We start from the raw sequence: 17,194 nt of genomic DNA on the forward strand, positions 1-17,194 counted from the left end.
GATACATAAATGGTGATATAGATAGTTAACTCGTCGGTCCATATGCTACCACGGGATAGTAGGTTGCTGAGTCATGGCATCTTAGATAACTCTTCCCTAATTCTTTTCCGACGTACAGGAATAAGCTGCTTGGAAAAACGGCGATATAGAAAGTTGCGTCAATTAACTTCTCCTTCATTTCAGCTGGCGGCATGCGAACGAAGCATAGTTCCTCCTTCGCATGAATCAGGAATTGGGTATTATCAATTCGGGTTTTGAGTACGTCTGAGGGGTAAATATTCCGCAGTTCGCGTCTGAGTACCTCTGCGCCGTAGATGTACAGCAGTCCTTTCTCGGTATTGATTACCTCTCCGGATTCCAGAACTGAAGATTTACCATAAGTGTTGATAAAGTTTTCGGATGCCCATTGTAGATCGTGAGAAGCCAACGGAATATCTGAGAAGTTCATGATGTGAGGTTTCTTTGTGTGAGACAAGCTAATATTGGTGCCCTTTATATAAGCTGGCCTTGCGTGATCCGTGCCTACGGTTTCGGGGAGCATCGATTTTAAAGCTTGAACTATTTTCATCCAAAAAAGGCGATCAACCGCTAGTCACGCTTGGCGGATTTTGCGCTGGCTGAAATTGCTGACTTTTCGTAAGGCCGCGCATATCTGTGTGCCAAGTGGGCCGTCGATAGCGTAAAATAATGACTAATAATGATGTGGTTGTGACAGGTGCATCCACATTCAAAGGTGGGTCATGTTCCGTCACATCTATCCTCACGCGGCGCTTCATTTCAAAAAAGCCGCGAATTTCATAATGCAGATTTGAGAAATTTGTAACGGATCGCGGAACGCGGATCATAGATATACAGATTGATTTTAATACATTAGGCCGATGTTATATTATGTACTCCGATCAGTTATCCTTTTAACTGAATAAAATTTCATTTTTTAGGAATTTGTTTCATTTAAATCCGAATACGCATTATCATTCTACGAATCTACATATTGCTAAAAAGGCTATATTTCATTTTCAATGATGAGGTTGTTTATCTATCATGGATTTACAGAGAGTTTTATTGTTACATCAAGCCGATGTGTTTAAGAAATATTCATTTCAGATTATTTATTTTTCCAGAACATAATTTCTCCTTGTCTATGGACGCAACACATGATTGTATATCAACAATCTAAAGAATTGTAAAAACGGACAAGATAGAAGGTTTAATTAGGTAAACCGGGACGATATCGGAATCCAATGGCTTCTTCCAATGCCCCCCCTATTGCTAACAGACGTTGGTCTGAACCCGCTAGTCCATCGATCTCCATTCCAACGGGCAAGCGATCAGGTGTAAGGCAAACAGGAATGCTTAAGCCAGGTAGACCTGCGTTGCTGCTTGGGTCCACATTTCGCACGTAGATCTTGAATGTGTCCATCATCGAGCCATTGTGTATAACTGAGGAATCCTGGCCTATGGGTCTGGCCACCAAGGGTGCAGTTGGGAAGAGAATTGCATCTAATCTATTAAGTCGGAAGTAGTTGCGATAGGTGGCTTGAAGCCTTGGTCTGAAGGAATGACGGGCCAGTTCATATTCAGCTCTGGAAACTTGATGTCCATCAATTTGCGCATTGACAATGTTGGCTACATCAGGGCTGCGAATTCCTTTGATCACGTCAGAAAAAGAAATGGTTTTTACAAAGTCATCGAGATACTGTCTTAGAGCGTGTGGAAATTCATAGAGTGCAATTGGTAAACTGGCCCCACTGTTTAGTTCTTCTAGGTGAGGAATGTTGGCTTCAACAAAAGTTACGCCTTTGTTTGCTAGCTGGCGAATTGTAGTTTCAGCTGCTAGGCCCACATCAGCATCAAGGTCATCATAAAAGTAGGTTATAGGAAGGCCGATCCTTAGCCCCCTCAGCGGTATCGGTGGCATTCTCGCCGGTGTGCCGGAAATTATCTCGTCGAGGATTACAACGTCGGCTACGCACTGCGCTATGATTCCGGGAGTGTCTCGGGTAGGGCTAACCGGTATTATCCGATCTCCCGGATATCGACCAAGCGTCGGTCGAAATCCTACTACCCCACATAGGGCTGAGGGAAGGCGAACAGATGCCCCGGTATCGGTGCCTATGCCGCCCAACATTAATCGGCTTGCCACCGCAGCCGCCACACCACCGCTTGACCCTCCTGGTATCAGACTTGGATTCCACGGGTTCCGAACCGCCCCGGTGGCATAGTTGTTACTCGTAATTCCAAACGATAACTCATGCATGTTTCCCGAGGCACCCGGCAGTGCTCCAGCTGAAAAAAGTCTTTCTGCGACGCGGGATGGTATCTTTGGCAAGTGGTTTATCAGCGCCGGCGTAGCAGCGCTTGCAGGAAATATGCCGGTCGCGATGTTCGCCTTAAAACAGAGTGGAATGCCGCAAAGACCTACTCCGGCGTTTCCATGGCGATCAATTTGTTTTGCGCTTCGCCGCAAGCCATCCCAGTCTGTAGCCAGAAGGGCGTTTAATGATTTTGCAGCTTCACAACGCGCTATCAGAGTCTCCACTAGTTCTAGGCAGGAGTATTCCTTCCGTCTGATGCGTTCTAGGGTTTGTGCTAACGAGGTAATGGCCACCATCTTTCTGAGTTGGGGATTTCAAACCCATTTCAGACAAAATAAATATACCAAGCTTGGGCCCAAATTGCGCGATTATTGGTGGGAATTCAGCAATTACGGCGTGTGATACGAATGATTGTAGGCACTAAGGTCGCTTTTTCAAACGCAAACAGTATTGTATCAATTGTCAATCAATATTCAACTTGATTGAGCAGCGAGGTGGACCAGAGTGAATATCATATTAAAAAAAAGCCCAAATTGTCGCTTTCCATTGGCATGTCAACGAACAGTATGTTCCCCGATTTTCAACTTAAATAGAAACAGTTGATGTCGTTGGTTATCTACACAGAGACGAATCTTTTCTAGCAATGTCAGCTTCAGCTCTCTTTGATAACCAGTGCGATCATTTCTCTACCAAAATGGTGGATCTGATAATGGTCGATAAAGCTGATGAAATGGACCGGAGGGTTTCCGATGCCTTCTTAGAACGAGAAGTTTCCAGGGGAAGGAGGATTACTCAAATCTCCACCGAGTGCAGCGCTGGGTTAGCTTGCAAAAGGCTGGCCGACGGTCGCTTTCCCGAGATCTCAGATGGGCGAAAGATAGCAGTTCTCTCCGCTTACATCTATGTTGGCAAGGAAATTCTGGCGCGGATACTTGAATCGGAACCTTGGGCGCGAGCAACAGTCAGTGGCCTCATTGCCATCGACCTTGCACCATTTTGCATGGATTTCTCCGAAGCACAACTTCTCCAAACCCTGTTTTTGCTGAGCGGTAAAAGATGTGCACCCAGCGATCTTAGTCATTTCGTGGCCATTTCAATCTCTAAGACTGCCCGCGTTCGAACCCTGCAAATGCCGCTGTATGAGAAAGGCACGATGAAACGCGTTACCGGGTTTACCATGACCCTTGAAGAGGCCGTGCCATTTGACATGGTCGCTTATGGTCGAAACCTGATGCTGAAGGCTTCGTCAGGTTCCTTTCCAACAATCGACTTGCTCTATGACTACAGACCGTTTTTTGACCAATGTTTCGATAGTGGACGGATCGGCTTCTTTCCGGAAGATGTTCCTAAGCCTAAAGTGGCGGTCATTGGCGCTGGCATTTCCGGACTCGTGGTGGCAAGCGAACTGCTTCATGCTGGGGTAGACGATGTTACAATATATGAAGCAAGTGATCGGGTCGGAGGCAAGCTTTGGTCACATGTTTTCAAGGACGCTCCCAGCGTCGTGGCCGAAATGGGGGCGATGCGATTTCCTCCTGCTGCATCCTGCTTGTTTTTCTTCCTCGAGCGGTACGGCCTGTCTTCGATGAGGCCGTTCCCAAATCCCGGCACAGTCGACACTAACTTGGTCTACCAAGGCGTCCGATACATGTGGAACGCCGGGCAGCAGCCACCGGAGCTGTTCCATCGCGTTTACAACGGTTGGCGTGCGTTCTTGAAGGACGGTTTCCATGAGGGAGATATTGTGTTGGCTTCGCCTGTCGCAATTACTCAGGCCTTGAAATCAGGAGACATTAGGCGGGCTCGTGACTCCTGGCAAATTTGGTTGAACCGTTTCGGGAGGGAGTCCTTCTCTTCCGCGATAGAGAGGATCTTTCTGGGCACGCATCCTCCTGGTGGTGAAACATGGAGTTTCCCTCATGATTGGGACCTATTCAAGCTAATGGGAATAGGATCTGGCGGGTTTGGTCCTGTTTTTGAAAGCGGGTTTATTGAGATCCTTCGCTTGGTCGTAAACGAATATGAAGAAAATCAGTGGATGTGCTCTGAGGGAATCTCAGAACTTCCTCGTCGAATAGCCTCTCAAGTGGTTAACGGTGTGTCTGTAAGTCAGCGTATACGCCATGTTCAAGTCAGGGCGATTGAGAAGGAAGAGACAAAAATAAAGATAACGCTTAAGAGCAGGATATCTGAACTTTATGATAAGGTGGTGGTGACATCTGGACTCGCAAATATCCAACTAAGGCATTGTCTGACATACGATACCACCATTTTTCGTGCACCAGTGAACCAAGCGGTTGATAACAGCCACATGACTGGCTCGTCAAAACTCTTCTTGCTGACTGAACGAAAATTTTGGTTAGACCATATCCTCCCGTCCTGTGTCCTCATGGACGGCATCGCAAAAGCAGTGTACTGCCTGGACTATGAGCCGCAGGATCCGAATGGTAAAGGTCTGGTGCTCATCAGTTATACATGGGAGGACGACTCCCACAAGCTATTGGCGGTCCCCGACAAAGAAGAGCGATTATGTCTGCTGCGGCACGCGATTTCGAGATCTTTCCCGGCGTTTGCCGAGCATCTAGTTCCCGCCTGCGCTGATTACGACCAAAATGTTATTCAACATGATTGGCTTACAGACGAGAATGCCGGGGGAGCTTTCAAACTCAACCGGCGTGGCGAGGATTTTTATTCTGAAGAACTTTTCTTTCAGGCGCTGGACACGACTAATGATACCGGAGTTTACTTGGCGGGTTGCAGTTGTTCCTTCACGGGTGGATGGGTGGAGGGCGCTATTCAGACCGCGTGTAACGCCGTCTGTGCAATTATCCACAATTGTGGAGGCGTTTTAGCAAAGGGCAATCCTCTCGAACACTCTTGGAAGAGATATAACTACCGCATTAGAAATTAATCTATGGATCCTGTTACATGTATTGAACGTTTTATAAATTGCATATTAATGCAATCTGGATGTTTAACGAAGAATGTAATGGCGTAAAAAGATTTATTTTATTGTATTTATCTTTCATTATGTTGAAGTTCGCAATAATATGCTGCTGTAAAATTAAAAATTATATACTGCCGTATTTATTGAAATGGCGCTGTTATTTCAAAAATATAGTTGATTTTGTTGCAATGAAAACGACTGCACGAAGTAAATAATGGACGCCGTTGTTAAGAAATTGCTATCATATGTGCCTAACTATAGCGACATTTAAGTCAATTGTGAAATAGTCGCCCTTATTTTGACGTCTCACCTAATCAACTATTACAAACGATTTCACTCTCTCGCCAGCAATGATGATAATCAGCGCAGACAAGTGGCAGTAAAGCGCGGAAAAACGTCCTCAAGTGGCATGAATAGCTGCCTCTATAGTGCTGATTTAGTCAGCCTTATTTTGACTTAAAGGCGCCTTCGTTGGTGACAAATTGCTTTCAAGGAAACAGCCGTGCCCCACACTTTGTTGAAAAACAAGTTGCCCTTTGGAGAGACGCTAAAGCCATTTGCTCTTCAATAAGGAATCTCGAGGAAGACAATATAACAGCCTGTGATGATACACTTCTCGAACCCAAAAAATATCAATTTGTATTCAAGATATCGCAAAACACTTATGGATCTCCGTCTAATTTTCGGTCCAACTTGTACAGGAAAGACATCGACCGCGATAGCTCTTGCCCAGCAAACCGGGCAGCCAGTCCTTTCTCTCGACCGGGTCCAATGCTGTCCTCAACTGTCAACCGGAAGCGGACGACCAACAGTGGAAGAACTGAAGGGCACGACCCGTCTATACCTTGATGAACAGCCTCTTGTGAAGGGTATCATCTCAGCCAAGCAAGCTCACGAGAGGCTGATCGCGGAGGTTTATAATAATGAGGCTCACGGTGGGCTTATTCTTGAGGGAGGATCTATCTCGTTGCTCAAGTGCATGGTGCAGAGCAGTTATTGGAGCAACGATTTTCGTTGGCGTATTATTCGCCACAAGTTAGCAGACGAGGAGACCTTCATGAAAGCGGCCAAGGCCAGAGTTAAGCAGATGTTGCACCCCGCTGCAGGCCTTTCTATCATCGAAGAGTTGGTTCATCTTTGGAATCAGCCTCAGCTGAGGCCCATACTGGAAGGGATTGATGGGTATCGATACGCCATGTTGTTTGCTAGCCAAAACCAGATCACACCCGATATGCTATTGCAGCTTGGCGCAGACATGGAGGATAAGTTGGTTCATGGGATCGCTCAGGAGTATCTCATCCATGCGCGCCGACAGGAACAGGAATTCCCTTCAATTAACGCAGTCGCTTTCGAAGGATTCGAGGGTCATCCGTTCGGAATGTAATAGGATCTCCTGGCGCCCTGGGGATTCGCTATGTTTGCGATTGGCAACGACGAACAGCCCTATCCGATGAAGACAAAAATCGCAGGACGAGTTGGTGGAAGGTATAGCCCAGGAGTATCTCAGCTATGCTCGCCTGCAGCATCGCCGCTACGCAATGCCAAAGATAGATCTATCTTTGCATAATAAAATACGATTAAGTATATTATGGAATGTTCGATTGGTATTTGTAGATGTTTTATTTTTCATGGGCGTGTTTCATTTTGTATTGTATTTTCATAGTTTTGAAGCGAGACGTTTCATAAATAAAATTACGCACGACTAATAATAGTAATAATAATATGTGTTTGGGCCACAATTGCTGTATTTAGACCATATTAATTGCATTGCGAGAGACGAAAATGACGAATTTTATTTCGGTACTGGATGATATTAGAAACATGAAAAACAAAAAGATTCAAAGTACGCGTTGATAGATTAAGTTTTCTGGTAACCGCGACACCTAACGTGTGAGATGGCACGATCCCAATGCGACAATGGGATAGTGAATGAGATCGGATAATTGGAACTCTCTCGTTTCCTCTTCCTCTTCCTCTTCCTCGTTTTCGATGCCTTCGTTATCCTCTCCTTCCTCAACATAATTACCTTGCCTGGCGTACCAACCATAACCTTGACCGCGGATTACATCAGTCCTGATCCGTATGAACAACTGGCTCATCAGGATCGCTAAAAAAAAGCCGTTTGTACTCGGACCGTGGTGGTAATTAACGAAGCCTCCTTGACCGCAACTCTGTTGCAAGATTGCGTTCATTTCTTGTGGATCCAATAGCCATGGGGGCATTGCGGTAGCTACTGTCCCGAAGGCCGGAGAGTTGGACGGTAATAGGCGATTGAGACCACACAATTGCGCTGTTACTTCATCGACGTAAACATAGGTGAGCCTCTGGTCTGAAAGGAGATACTCGTCATCGTACGCATTTGGGTTAACAACGGAGCGGTTAAAGTATACGAGTTGTGACAGGGTGGATCTGAAATCGGTACGACCCTGGCGCAAGTGTTGCCTCAACTCACTAACTCGTAGGATGCGTCTAAGATCGCGAACCTGCCAAGTAGGAACCGTCATTTCGTATATTGCCGATTTGCCGAGGGGCTGTGACAGAAATGGAGTGATGGTTCGTGTTCTTATAGTGAATGGGCAAGCGATTGTGGCCGACTCGATAGCATTTTCATGAGTGCACTTGGTAGCCTCGTCAGGCAATCAACGCGCAACAGTCGCCGCATGTGGAAATATTTCTCCAATCAGGCGCATTTTTCGCTAAATGTGTCATATTTTTTGTCTTTTTTGTCCCAAAGTCGTGGATTTGCAGAATGTGGCAAATTCTACGCCGAACTGCTTTTTGACATTTACGCCCCAACTTTTTCTTCGCTGGGCCACCGTCGGCACGAATTTCTTGTCTTTTTTAAAGAGCGCTTGGTGCAAATTTCAGATTTCAGAGAAGATATCTATTCCGTCTGAGGCAAGTTTCTACTTCTCAATTACAAGTTGGAAATGGAATACAATCGTCCAATGTTCCGACCGAGATACGTCAAATTTGTATCTGATTCATCGTTGGGAGATTTCCGTCTTAGGGAATCTAGGGACGCATATGTAGGGTTTATCAATAGTACATTAGCTAGTGCTCAGAAAGTGTTGGAGGAATCAATTCTAAAAACTAAGGTTTGCGCAGCCGACGGGAGGTTAGCGCATTTTTCTGAAGCGCCGTGTCTGCGGGGTCCTTCTTTTGACACCTTGTATTCAGTGCTTCCCGGCACTGATTTGTGGTACGTCTACGGTAGTTCCGACGAAATTCATCGGTTTGTGGAGTGCGGAAAATTTTTGTGCACTACGGCTTCCAGATTTGTCGCCTGTACTGAATCGCCTTACACCGACGGAGTGACATCCCAGACGATATGGAAATGGCACAACCAGATCTCACCTGGCTCTCGGCTTTCCCTGAAGGATGTGGAGGCGTTTTTCGCTTTCCTGCCGAATGTATCGTTTTTCAAGACGAACTATTCACTTCTCGAAATCCATGGCATGCATCAGCGCAAGTTTCTTGCCCCAATCCCAGGTTCACGGTTTAGATGCGAAGTTGTCGCGTTTGGTGAGGCCTTTCCGCCGTCGCCTAAGCTCGTACCAGATGCGAAGATTGTCAGCGTTGAGAGGCTTTCTAAGTGGTCCTACGGTAGTTGTTTCCGGTGTTAGATTAGCGCAGAGTGTTGATTGTGAATGTGTATTGCTTTTCAAATATTAATGTTAACTGAATCTTGAGTGTGTTTTTAACGTTATATTATATCATGGGGTTTTTGTATTGTAATATAAAGTAATTCCGGATTGTGATAATTAGTAGTTAAGAATGTCTGTGTGAGGGGATTTCCTCTAGGAAAAATTTGATTTTATACGAAATTAACATCCTTTATTTTGTTGCTAGATTAATATAGAAAACATAAAAATAACAAAGTCGAAAGCACAAAAAACACACTTGATAAGAAAAATACGCGTTACATTTTACATAAATATGATAATTCAACAGAAATAATATTAGATGCATCGCAATACGGTGATAGGCGTGCGGACTTATGAACTTTATTACAAGAGGTTGGAACGAACTGCGTGGCGCACGTCTTCTTTACTTCATCATCTCATCCTTAACAAGTATGGTGGCACCAAAGCGGATCAAGTCTCCTGACCTGAAGTTACCAATCACGCTGGATGTTTTGTCAGTTGGCGGAAAGTTTGCCTTTCCCGCATGAATAATATTGATGAACGCGCGGGTGAGGGGCATCTCGATTTTGGTAATAGTTGCAATTGCCGCGATATCCTCCAATGAGCATAATTCCTCAGAAAAATAACGATGTTCCATGTTGTCAGGGCATGCATAATGCACGTTATGAGGTGATGGTGCGAGGCAATATTCCCTTAGGGTCGCATAATTAGTGCCATATTCATCATTGCATTCCTGCAAGAGAGAATTGAGATGCAACCCACACGCTTTGGCAACCTTCCGGCGCTCTTGGTCTACCTGCTCTTGAACATTGCAAACGTAAGTGTTGGATCCTTCACCATAAAAGAAAAAGTCCGTCTCGGCTCGTGGGGTTCGCTCGTCTAGTTCAAGAAGCCACTGCTCAGCTCTTTTGGTAAGGGAATTGACAGGGTCGCGCAATCTTCCGATGTTCATAACAGCGGCAATCGCATGAGTGATATAGTTGGAAAAGAACAGCACCTGCAATGGTGGGATGGGGATGATCCTAGCCGTAAATAGCTGGGCGAAGATGATCTTGATATCTTCGGGTAAATCGATGACGCCAACATCATTTCGATGAATTGGGAAACACGACAGTCCGAAAGAAGCTTTCATTTCCTTGATGTTGACCTTACATTTTTTTTTATCCGATAGCTTAGACGTTGTGGGCGAATTATCCGTCTCGAGTATTCGCTTGCATTGCAGCTGCCTCTCGTACTTCATGGAAAACCCATGGCCGCAGACGACGAGAATATCCTTTTCTGCGAGTTCACCGTTGAAGTTGGCTAGTTCACTGACGAAGCTGTCGTGAACGTCCGCACGGGTGACAATAATCAGTAGATGGCTGGAGCGAATAACTGCGAGCAGATCATCAGAGGCTGAGACCGTAAATGAACCGTTGATCACTCCCTCGGTGGTGACGACTCCTTCGTTGGCTTTGATTGCTGAGATCGATCCTGGATGATCCGCTGGTGCCCACAGAGCCGTGGAAACGTGCCGAGAGGCGAACCAAGCCGCTAATGCAGTCCCAGCGTGACCAGAACCGAGGACACCTACAGTCAAGGGAAGCGGATGATGACCTGCGGCTGGGACAGGTAGAGAAGTTGAGGATGAAGCGAGAGCCATTATCGAATATTTTGGTTGAGAGAGAATATGAGATATCTGATTGAGTTCCGAAAGGAATTTATGTCAAACGTCAGTTGCGTTGTGGCAAGAAACTCTTGCTGGCTGACAGTGACCTGAGGCGACTTTTGTACGCCCAACAGTGGTTTCTGACGTACGTGCTTAGCTCATTAAAACTCTAGCAGCCGGCGGCTGAGTGGCTCCTTCAACTTTAAAGTTCAATCCATCCCAAAATTAAAACGGCTTGTCCAACGTCATCGCCCCGGTCAATAGCGTGGCTGCCTTAAATTTTGCGCTCCTGATCGGTTTGTCCTTTTCCGTAATCAATTGTAAATATCCAGTGTTTGACAGGATATATTGGCGGGTAAACCTAAGAGAAAAGAGCATTTATTAGAATATTTGTATGTTTGTAAGAGCGTGAAAGACTCATTCGATCGTTCGTTTGTATGTGCAAGCCCCATAGAGCCCGTTCTAGATGCTCGACGGTCCACGCGCTATTGGCATCTCTTCAACTTCCCAAAGTTCGGAAAGCCTGACGACGCAGCAACATTCCAAAGAGATCTCGAGGCTCGTCCGGATCGGCTATTAGGTCGAGTGGGCTGCTGTGGCTTGATCCCTCAACGCGGTCGCGGACGTAGCGCAGCGCCGAAAAATCCTCGATCGCAAATCCGACGCTGTCGAAAAGCGTGATTTGCTTGTCGCTCTTTCGGCCGACGTCCTGGCCAGTCATTACGCGCCAAAGTTCCGTCACAGGATGATCTGGCGCGAGTTGCTGGATCTCGCCTTCAATCCGGGTCTGTGGCGGAAACTCCACGAAAATATCCGAACGCAGCAAGATATCGCGGTGCATCTCGGTCTTGCCTGGGCAGTCGCCGCCGACGCCGTTGATGTGGACGCCGGGCCCGATCATATTGTCGCTCAGGATCGTGGCGTTGTGCTTGTCGGCCGTCGCTGTCGTAATGATATCGGCACCTTCGACCGCCTGTTCCGCAGAGGTGCACGCCTCGATCTGAAACCCGAACCGCTGGAGATTGCGGCTGCAGCGAGCGGTTGCCTCCGGGTCGATATCGTAAAGCCGTATCCGATCGATATGGAGCAGCGCCTTGAAGGCGAGCGCCTGGAACTCGCTCTGGGCACCGTTGCCGATCAGCGCCATCGTGCGCGCATCTTTACGCGCCAGATATTTTGCCGCGATCGCGGAGGTTGCGGCCGTTCGCAAGGCCGTCAGGATTGTCATTTCCGACAGCAGCAGCGGATAGCCGCTATCGACATCGGAGAGCACGCCGAACGCGGTCACCGTCTGGCGTCCCGACTTCGTGTTTTTCGGGTGGCCGTTGACGTATTTAAAGCCGTAGAGGGTGCCGTCGCTCGTCGGCATGAGTTCAATCACGCCGTCCCGCGAATGCGAGGCGATGCGTGGAATCTTGTCGAAGCTTTCCCAGCGCCGGAAATCTTCTTCAATGTAGCCGGCCAGTTGAACAAGGAAGTTCTCGACCCCGGTGCTGACCACCAGGTCCATCATGTTCTCAACACTGATGAACGGAACGATGTTGAGGTTGGCAATTGCGGGCATCTTTTGGCCCCCTTCATTGGTTTGATAGACTGTCGGACGAGCCCGGATCACACGGGTTCGTCCGTGATCGCGTACCCGGCGATTACCCGTTTCCTGAGCGTGGGCAGATCGAGCGGGCCGAGGTCTGGAAGCAGGTCGTTTTCTTCGGAGAAGTCGCGTCCGTAGCAGGCGCTTAAGATCTGCACGCCGCTTTCATGCAAGGGTGCAGACAGGCCGGCTGCTTTTGCCAGATGCAGGGTCGGGATCAGACCGAAGGGAACGTCCTCGAGCACGTAGCGAGTATCAACGCTCTTTGGGCCTGCCGGGTCGCTTCCGCGCTCGACCAGGATCGACGATATTTCCGAAACGGATTGGCCGGATATGTCGAACGACAATCGGAAGTGATCGAAGGTGGATCGGACCGTCTTGCCGAAGGCGGAAGCGATTGCCAGCCTCTCCAGATCGAGCGCCTCAAGGAAGCGGCCGACGGCAGGCGTGACGTTGGTGTTCTGACCCCATTCCTCAGCTCGCTCGATACGTGACAGATTGCACAGCGCGATGCCCATATGGTCCTGGGGATTGAGATTGCTCAATGCGATCGTGAGGATATCGTCCTTCACGTCGAAGCGATCACCGAACAGAGCGACACAGGTTTCGTGCGCCCGTCCTGCGAAACGTTCCGGCACGGTCGCCATATCGACCTTTGCCCGGATGGCGCCGATGTTGAACGTATCCGCCTCCCGCAGCTTGCATGTCAGCACAGTTGTGCTCCATGCCGTGATTGGGATCTCGATTCCACGCTCGGCCAACCCTTTGGCGAGGTAGAGCGCCGCAAAGGAAAGATGGGCGCTGATGATCACCGAATGACGTGCGCTGAGGTGCGGCAGAAGAGCGTCGAGAACAAAGCGGTGACCATAGGCGGGCAGCGCCAGCACGATCACATCGGCTTCGGCCAATTCCTGGGCGTTCGTGCAGATATGCGGGTGGAACTCCGTGATGATCGCACCCGTGATCTTCACCGGTGCGCCGGCAGAGAAAGCAGCAGTTCTTTCGCGTGAACGCGACCAGATCAATGGCTCATGTCCATTCTGCAAGAGGAACGCCGCATACCCAATGCCGATCGATCCTGCTCCGGCGATTCCAACCTTCATCTTCTTCCTCCTGGTTTCGAAGGGTTGTCTCAATGCGAGAGGCAAACCTCGATCGCACCGGGCCACACCCGGTGGTCAAAATGCTGTTGTCACCCGGTCGAACACGCGCCGGCCGAACAGGCTCGCGGCAAGATCGGTCATCAGTCGGGCCGTGCGCCCTCGCTCGTCCAGAAACGGATTGAGCTCCGCAAGGTCGAGCGAGGTGACGAGACCGCTGTCATGGAGCATCTCCATGATGAGGTGTGCCTCTCGGAAAGTCGCCCCGCCCGGAACCGTGGTGCCCACCGCCGGCGCAATCCCGGGATCGAGGAAGTCGACGTCGAGGCTGACGTGCAATCTGCCCTTGGCCCTGCTCACGCGGTCAAGAAAGACGCCCAGCGGGCGTATGACCCCTTGCTCGTCCAGAACCCGCGTGTCGGAGACTTCGATACCGATCTCGGCAACCCGGCGCCTTTCTTCCGGGTCGACCGAGCGAATTCCCATCATGGATACGTTGCGGGGATCCACACGCGCGGCCAGCGGCGGTAGTCCTTCGAAGCCAGGCTGGCCCGTATAGTAGGCGACCGGCGTGCCATGAAGATTGCCGCTTGCAGTCGTGTGTAGGGTATGCAGGTCTGGGTGCGCGTCCAGCCAGAGGACGAATTGCTCCCTGCCGAGTTCGGCCGCTCGTTCGGCCTCCCCGGAAACGGTACCGGCAGACATTGAGTGATCGCCGCCGAGAAAAACCGGAAGATCGCAGCTGCGGGCCATCTCCAGCGCCTTTTTGGAGAGACTGCGCGTCCATCCCACCAGAGCATCGAGGTTCTTCACCGCGGAATTGGTGTGACTGATTTCGGGCTCCGCCGTCGGCGTCGCATCTCCGAGATCAGTGACGGCCCAGCCCAGTTCCGTCAAAGCTCGCGACAAGCCGGCAGTCCGAAACGCATCAGGCCCCATCAGGCATCCGGGTTGGGATGCGCCGCTTTGAACGGGGGCTCCCGGGATTTGGCACGTCTTCAACTCATTCTCCTTGCGACGCCGCGAGGCGTTCATTTCTTGACTGCAACTTTAGACACCACGCTGTGGCGATGGCCGAACGATCACTCATGTGTCGACGCTGAAATGACTTCCTCGGCCTGCTGAGCTGCCAGCATCGACACCGTTAATGGAACGAAGGGAGGCCGCGGATTGAACAGGCCGACCTCGCCGGCGGTCAGCCCGGCGACTGACTTCACCAGTTCGTGCACCGGGTAGCCGCACTGCCTTCCCTGACAGGGACCCATGCCCGCGCGGGTAAAACTCTTCAGCTGGTTGGGGCCTCGGCAAGCGGCACGGACAGCAGCTTCCCTCAACATGCCCGCGCTCAACTCCTCGCACCGGCAGACGATCGTTTCGTCGTCCGGCGGGGTCCGCGCAATATTCGGCGGGTAGGCCCCATCCAGAAATCGCCGGAACGACTTTTGCCGGCCATGCTGTGCTCTCAGCGGTTTTGCCTCGGTATCCGCCTGAGCGGCCGTCAGGGCGCCGTCACGAAGAAGGACGCCGATCGCGGCGATCTCTCCTTCGATCTCGGCATTGACGGCGCCTCCGATCCGCGCACCGTCCCCGGCTATGTACAGTCCGTCCGGACCTGCGTTCATCCACTCGTCGCGCTCAAGCCGGAACGCTGACTGGCCGACATCCCACATCAGTTGCGCGCCGACCGACACAGCCAACTGATGGCTTGGCACCAGCCCCTCGTGAACAAGAAGGGATTTGACCTCCAATCTGTCGGACCTTCCGTTTGAAGTTTCGAACCGTACAGTTTCCAGTCGTCCGCTTCCTTTGGCGCTGATTTTGACCACGTTGCGTACGTGCCGAACGCCACTGAACTGCGGTAACCAGGCAATCCCTTTCAGGATTTGGCCAGGCTCCTGCAGTGCTCCGCGAAAACCGCGCAGCGAACGGCTGATGAGACCCCGAGGGGTCGTATCGAGATAAGCGACCGGCTTTGAGCCCGCGAGCCGCATCTGCTGCATATATAGCAGCGGGAGAGGCCCGCTGCCGATGACGGCAACGGGGCCTCTCGGCAACTGACCTGCCGTTTTCAACAGGATCTGTGCGGCGCCGACCGTCATGACGCCGGGTAGCGTCCAGCCGGTGAACGGAACCGGGCGTTCCTGTGCGCCCGTAGCGAGCAAGAGATGCCGTCCCCTGACGGAGCGAATTTCTCCACCCCAGACGTATTCCACCGTCCAACCCTGGCTGAGCCTGTTTACCTGAGCATCCGGGATGTAGTCGGCGCCACAGGCCAGAAATGCTTCGACTTGCCGGACGCCGCGTCGATATTCCGCCCCCAGAACGTTTATGATTGGGCTCGTCGCGTTGCGGCCGGCATTGCGCCAGATCTGACCTCCAGGCTGTGATTGCGAATCCAGCAGGATGACGGACAGACCGCCGCGCACAGCGCGCCTCGCTGCGGCCATGCCAGCGGGGCCGGCTCCGACGATCAACAGGTCGGCGCTCGAATGATGGTTCATTTCAGCCTCTTCGGATGGTCATGGCGTTCGACCCTCATGCCGGCGTGAACCGTTTGCTGACAGCTTCGGATCGTGCCGATGTCTTCGACGTGCACGACACATTCGAAACAGACGCCCATCATGCAGTAGGGCGCCCTGGGCTGGGCGGAAGGAAAGGAGGTCCGCGTATGGATGTCGTCCAGACGCAGAAAGACGGCGGCCAGAGGCTCTCCATCGCGAGCGGTCACAAGACGACCGTCGACGGTGATTTCCACGGCTTGGCCGCAGGGAAAGAGAATTTCACTCGTCACGCCGCGATCCCCATCTTGAATCTGCTGCCGCGGAAAGCGTCGTAGGATGGCTCAATTCCACCGGCTGCCAACCATTCGGCAAAAGGACCTGCATGCAGAGCGGCAAGGGTTACGCCGGAATGGCATGCCACGACGTGGATACCTGGGTATCGCCGCGACCGATCGTAGACAGGCACCCCGTCCGGGGTCAGCACGCGTAGTCCCGCCCACTGCCGTATGACACGCAACGCGCCGACGTCAGGCATCACATTGATCGCGCGATTGGCGATATGACGTGCGCCGGCAGCTGTCACGTCGGTAGACCGGCCCACACGTTCATTCGTAACGCCGAGTTGAAACGTGCCCGTCATGGTCTGACGGATACCGCTGGCGGCGTAAGGGAAAACCGGGGCGACCCGTTCCGTGATGAGAAGCTGCCCCTTTTCCGGAACGAGCAGAAGCGGAAGGTCCAGGCTCTTGGCAAAAGCCATGGAGTCATTTCCCGCTGCAATAATCACCCGCTCCGCCTCTATCGTGAGGCCATCCGTCGCCAGTCGGAAGCCGCCAAGCGTGGGCGCGATGCTGTCGACGTGTTCGCCCGTCATCAAGGTTCCACCGAGGCGCACAAATCCGTCCAGCAGAGCGCGAAGGACCAGCAGAGGATTGACGTCACCGTCCATATGACTGAACGACGCTGAACACACCTTCGGCCCGAGACGGATGTCGGGAAGCATGCGCTCAACGCGCGAGCGCTCCAGCATCTCGAAGCGATAGTCAGGATGAATGGCAGCCATCTTCTCGCCGATCGCTTTTTCTTCTTCCGCCTGAGCTTCCGACACACAAAAGAGCAAACCACCGTTGCGGCGGTACTCCACGTCGACACCTGTCAGTTCTTTCAACTCGGATGCAAAACCTGGCCACAGCTCAGCGCTTTGCCGCGTGATGCGATGGTATTCAGGATATTCGTCGCCCTTGCCCTGAACCCAGATCAGGCCGAAATTCGTTCGGGACGCACGCAGCGCATCGTCCGAGCCATCGATGATGATCACCCGGCGTCCCAACTTGGCTAACCCGTATCCAATTGCGGCGCCCACTACGCCGCCGCCAACAATGGCTGTCTCGAACTCGTGATCCATTTAACCTTCTCACAATACGAAGGCTTCCGTGCCCGGGCGA

Annotated in this window: 14 protein-coding genes; 4 read left to right on the forward strand and 10 right to left on the reverse strand. The window is 51.1% G+C overall.

Annotated features, from left to right (window positions below):
* Positions 1-25: 25 nt before the first annotated feature.
* Positions 26-448, reverse strand: coding sequence for a hypothetical protein (locus G6L28_RS21765; RefSeq protein ID WP_173994926.1), 423 nt, complete (start codon positions 446-448; stop codon positions 26-28).
* Positions 449-1,207: 759 nt separating this feature from the next.
* Positions 1,208-2,611, reverse strand: a complete 1,404-nt coding sequence (gene iaaH, locus G6L28_RS21770; RefSeq protein WP_065658786.1) for an indoleacetamide hydrolase — start codon at positions 2,609-2,611, stop codon at positions 1,208-1,210.
* Positions 2,612-2,958: 347 nt separating this feature from the next.
* Between iaaH and G6L28_RS21775 the strand changes: the two genes are divergently transcribed.
* Positions 2,959-5,226: an FAD-dependent oxidoreductase gene (locus tag G6L28_RS21775; protein ID WP_081307295.1), complete on the forward strand. Its 2,268-nt coding sequence runs from the start codon at positions 2,959-2,961 to the stop codon at positions 5,224-5,226.
* 700 nt (positions 5,227-5,926) lie between these two features.
* A complete protein-coding gene (ipt, locus tag G6L28_RS21780; RefSeq protein ID WP_065657522.1) occupies positions 5,927-6,646 on the forward strand; it encodes an adenylate dimethylallyltransferase Ipt in 720 nt (239 codons plus the stop codon).
* Positions 6,647-7,145: 499 nt separating this feature from the next.
* Here the strand turns inward: ipt and G6L28_RS21785 are convergent, their stop codons facing one another.
* Positions 7,146-7,766, reverse strand: a complete 621-nt coding sequence (locus tag G6L28_RS21785; RefSeq protein ID WP_174000895.1) for a RolB family protein — start codon at positions 7,764-7,766, stop codon at positions 7,146-7,148.
* 105 nt (positions 7,767-7,871) lie between these two features.
* Between G6L28_RS21785 and G6L28_RS21790 the strand changes: the two genes are divergently transcribed.
* Together G6L28_RS21790 and G6L28_RS23255 are read left to right on the forward strand one after the other, a co-directional pair.
* Positions 7,872-8,159, forward strand: a complete 288-nt coding sequence (locus G6L28_RS21790) for a hypothetical protein (protein WP_139103023.1) — start codon at positions 7,872-7,874, stop codon at positions 8,157-8,159.
* Positions 8,160-8,210: 51 nt separating this feature from the next.
* The gene (locus tag G6L28_RS23255; protein ID WP_410171772.1) at positions 8,211-8,888 is read left to right on the forward strand and encodes a RolB family protein; all 678 of its coding nucleotides are present in this window, start codon (positions 8,211-8,213) and stop codon (positions 8,886-8,888) included.
* Between the two features lie 424 nt (positions 8,889-9,312).
* On the opposite strand, the gene nos is transcribed toward G6L28_RS23255, so the two are convergent.
* The 7 genes from nos to G6L28_RS21830 all read right to left on the reverse strand — a co-directional run bounded on the left by nos (position 9,313) and on the right by G6L28_RS21830 (position 17,154).
* On the reverse strand, positions 9,313-10,551 hold the full coding sequence (gene nos, locus G6L28_RS21800; protein WP_045231695.1) for a D-nopaline dehydrogenase: 1,239 nt from the start codon (positions 10,549-10,551) through the stop codon (positions 9,313-9,315).
* Between the two features lie 505 nt (positions 10,552-11,056).
* Positions 11,057-12,121 (reverse strand): ornithine cyclodeaminase, encoded by a 1,065-nt coding sequence (locus tag G6L28_RS21805; RefSeq protein ID WP_045231694.1) that lies wholly within the window; start codon positions 12,119-12,121, stop codon positions 11,057-11,059.
* A 47-nt stretch (positions 12,122-12,168) separates the two neighbouring features.
* A complete protein-coding gene (locus G6L28_RS21810; protein ID WP_065657525.1) occupies positions 12,169-13,251 on the reverse strand; it encodes an NAD/NADP octopine/nopaline dehydrogenase family protein in 1,083 nt (360 codons plus the stop codon).
* A 75-nt stretch (positions 13,252-13,326) separates the two neighbouring features.
* Positions 13,327-14,283: an arginase gene (rocF, locus tag G6L28_RS21815; protein ID WP_081307297.1), complete on the reverse strand. Its 957-nt coding sequence runs from the start codon at positions 14,281-14,283 to the stop codon at positions 13,327-13,329.
* Positions 14,284-14,330: 47 nt separating this feature from the next.
* Positions 14,331-15,749 (reverse strand): NAD(P)/FAD-dependent oxidoreductase, encoded by a 1,419-nt coding sequence (locus G6L28_RS21820; protein WP_065657526.1) that lies wholly within the window; start codon positions 15,747-15,749, stop codon positions 14,331-14,333.
* The gene (locus G6L28_RS21825) at positions 15,746-16,039 is read right to left on the reverse strand and encodes a (2Fe-2S)-binding protein (protein WP_065657527.1); all 294 of its coding nucleotides are present in this window, start codon (positions 16,037-16,039) and stop codon (positions 15,746-15,748) included. The genes G6L28_RS21820 and G6L28_RS21825 overlap by 4 nt, the downstream gene beginning before the upstream one ends.
* Positions 16,036-17,154 carry an NAD(P)/FAD-dependent oxidoreductase gene (locus G6L28_RS21830; RefSeq protein WP_065657528.1) on the reverse strand — a complete coding sequence of 373 codons (1,119 nt, stop codon included), beginning with the start codon at positions 17,152-17,154 and terminating at the stop codon, positions 16,036-16,038. The genes G6L28_RS21825 and G6L28_RS21830 overlap by 4 nt, the downstream gene beginning before the upstream one ends.
* Positions 17,155-17,194 lie beyond the last annotated feature (40 nt).

Source organism: Agrobacterium larrymoorei (genome assembly GCF_013322225.1).
GTDB classification, from domain to species: domain Bacteria; phylum Pseudomonadota; class Alphaproteobacteria; order Rhizobiales; family Rhizobiaceae; genus Agrobacterium; species Agrobacterium larrymoorei_A.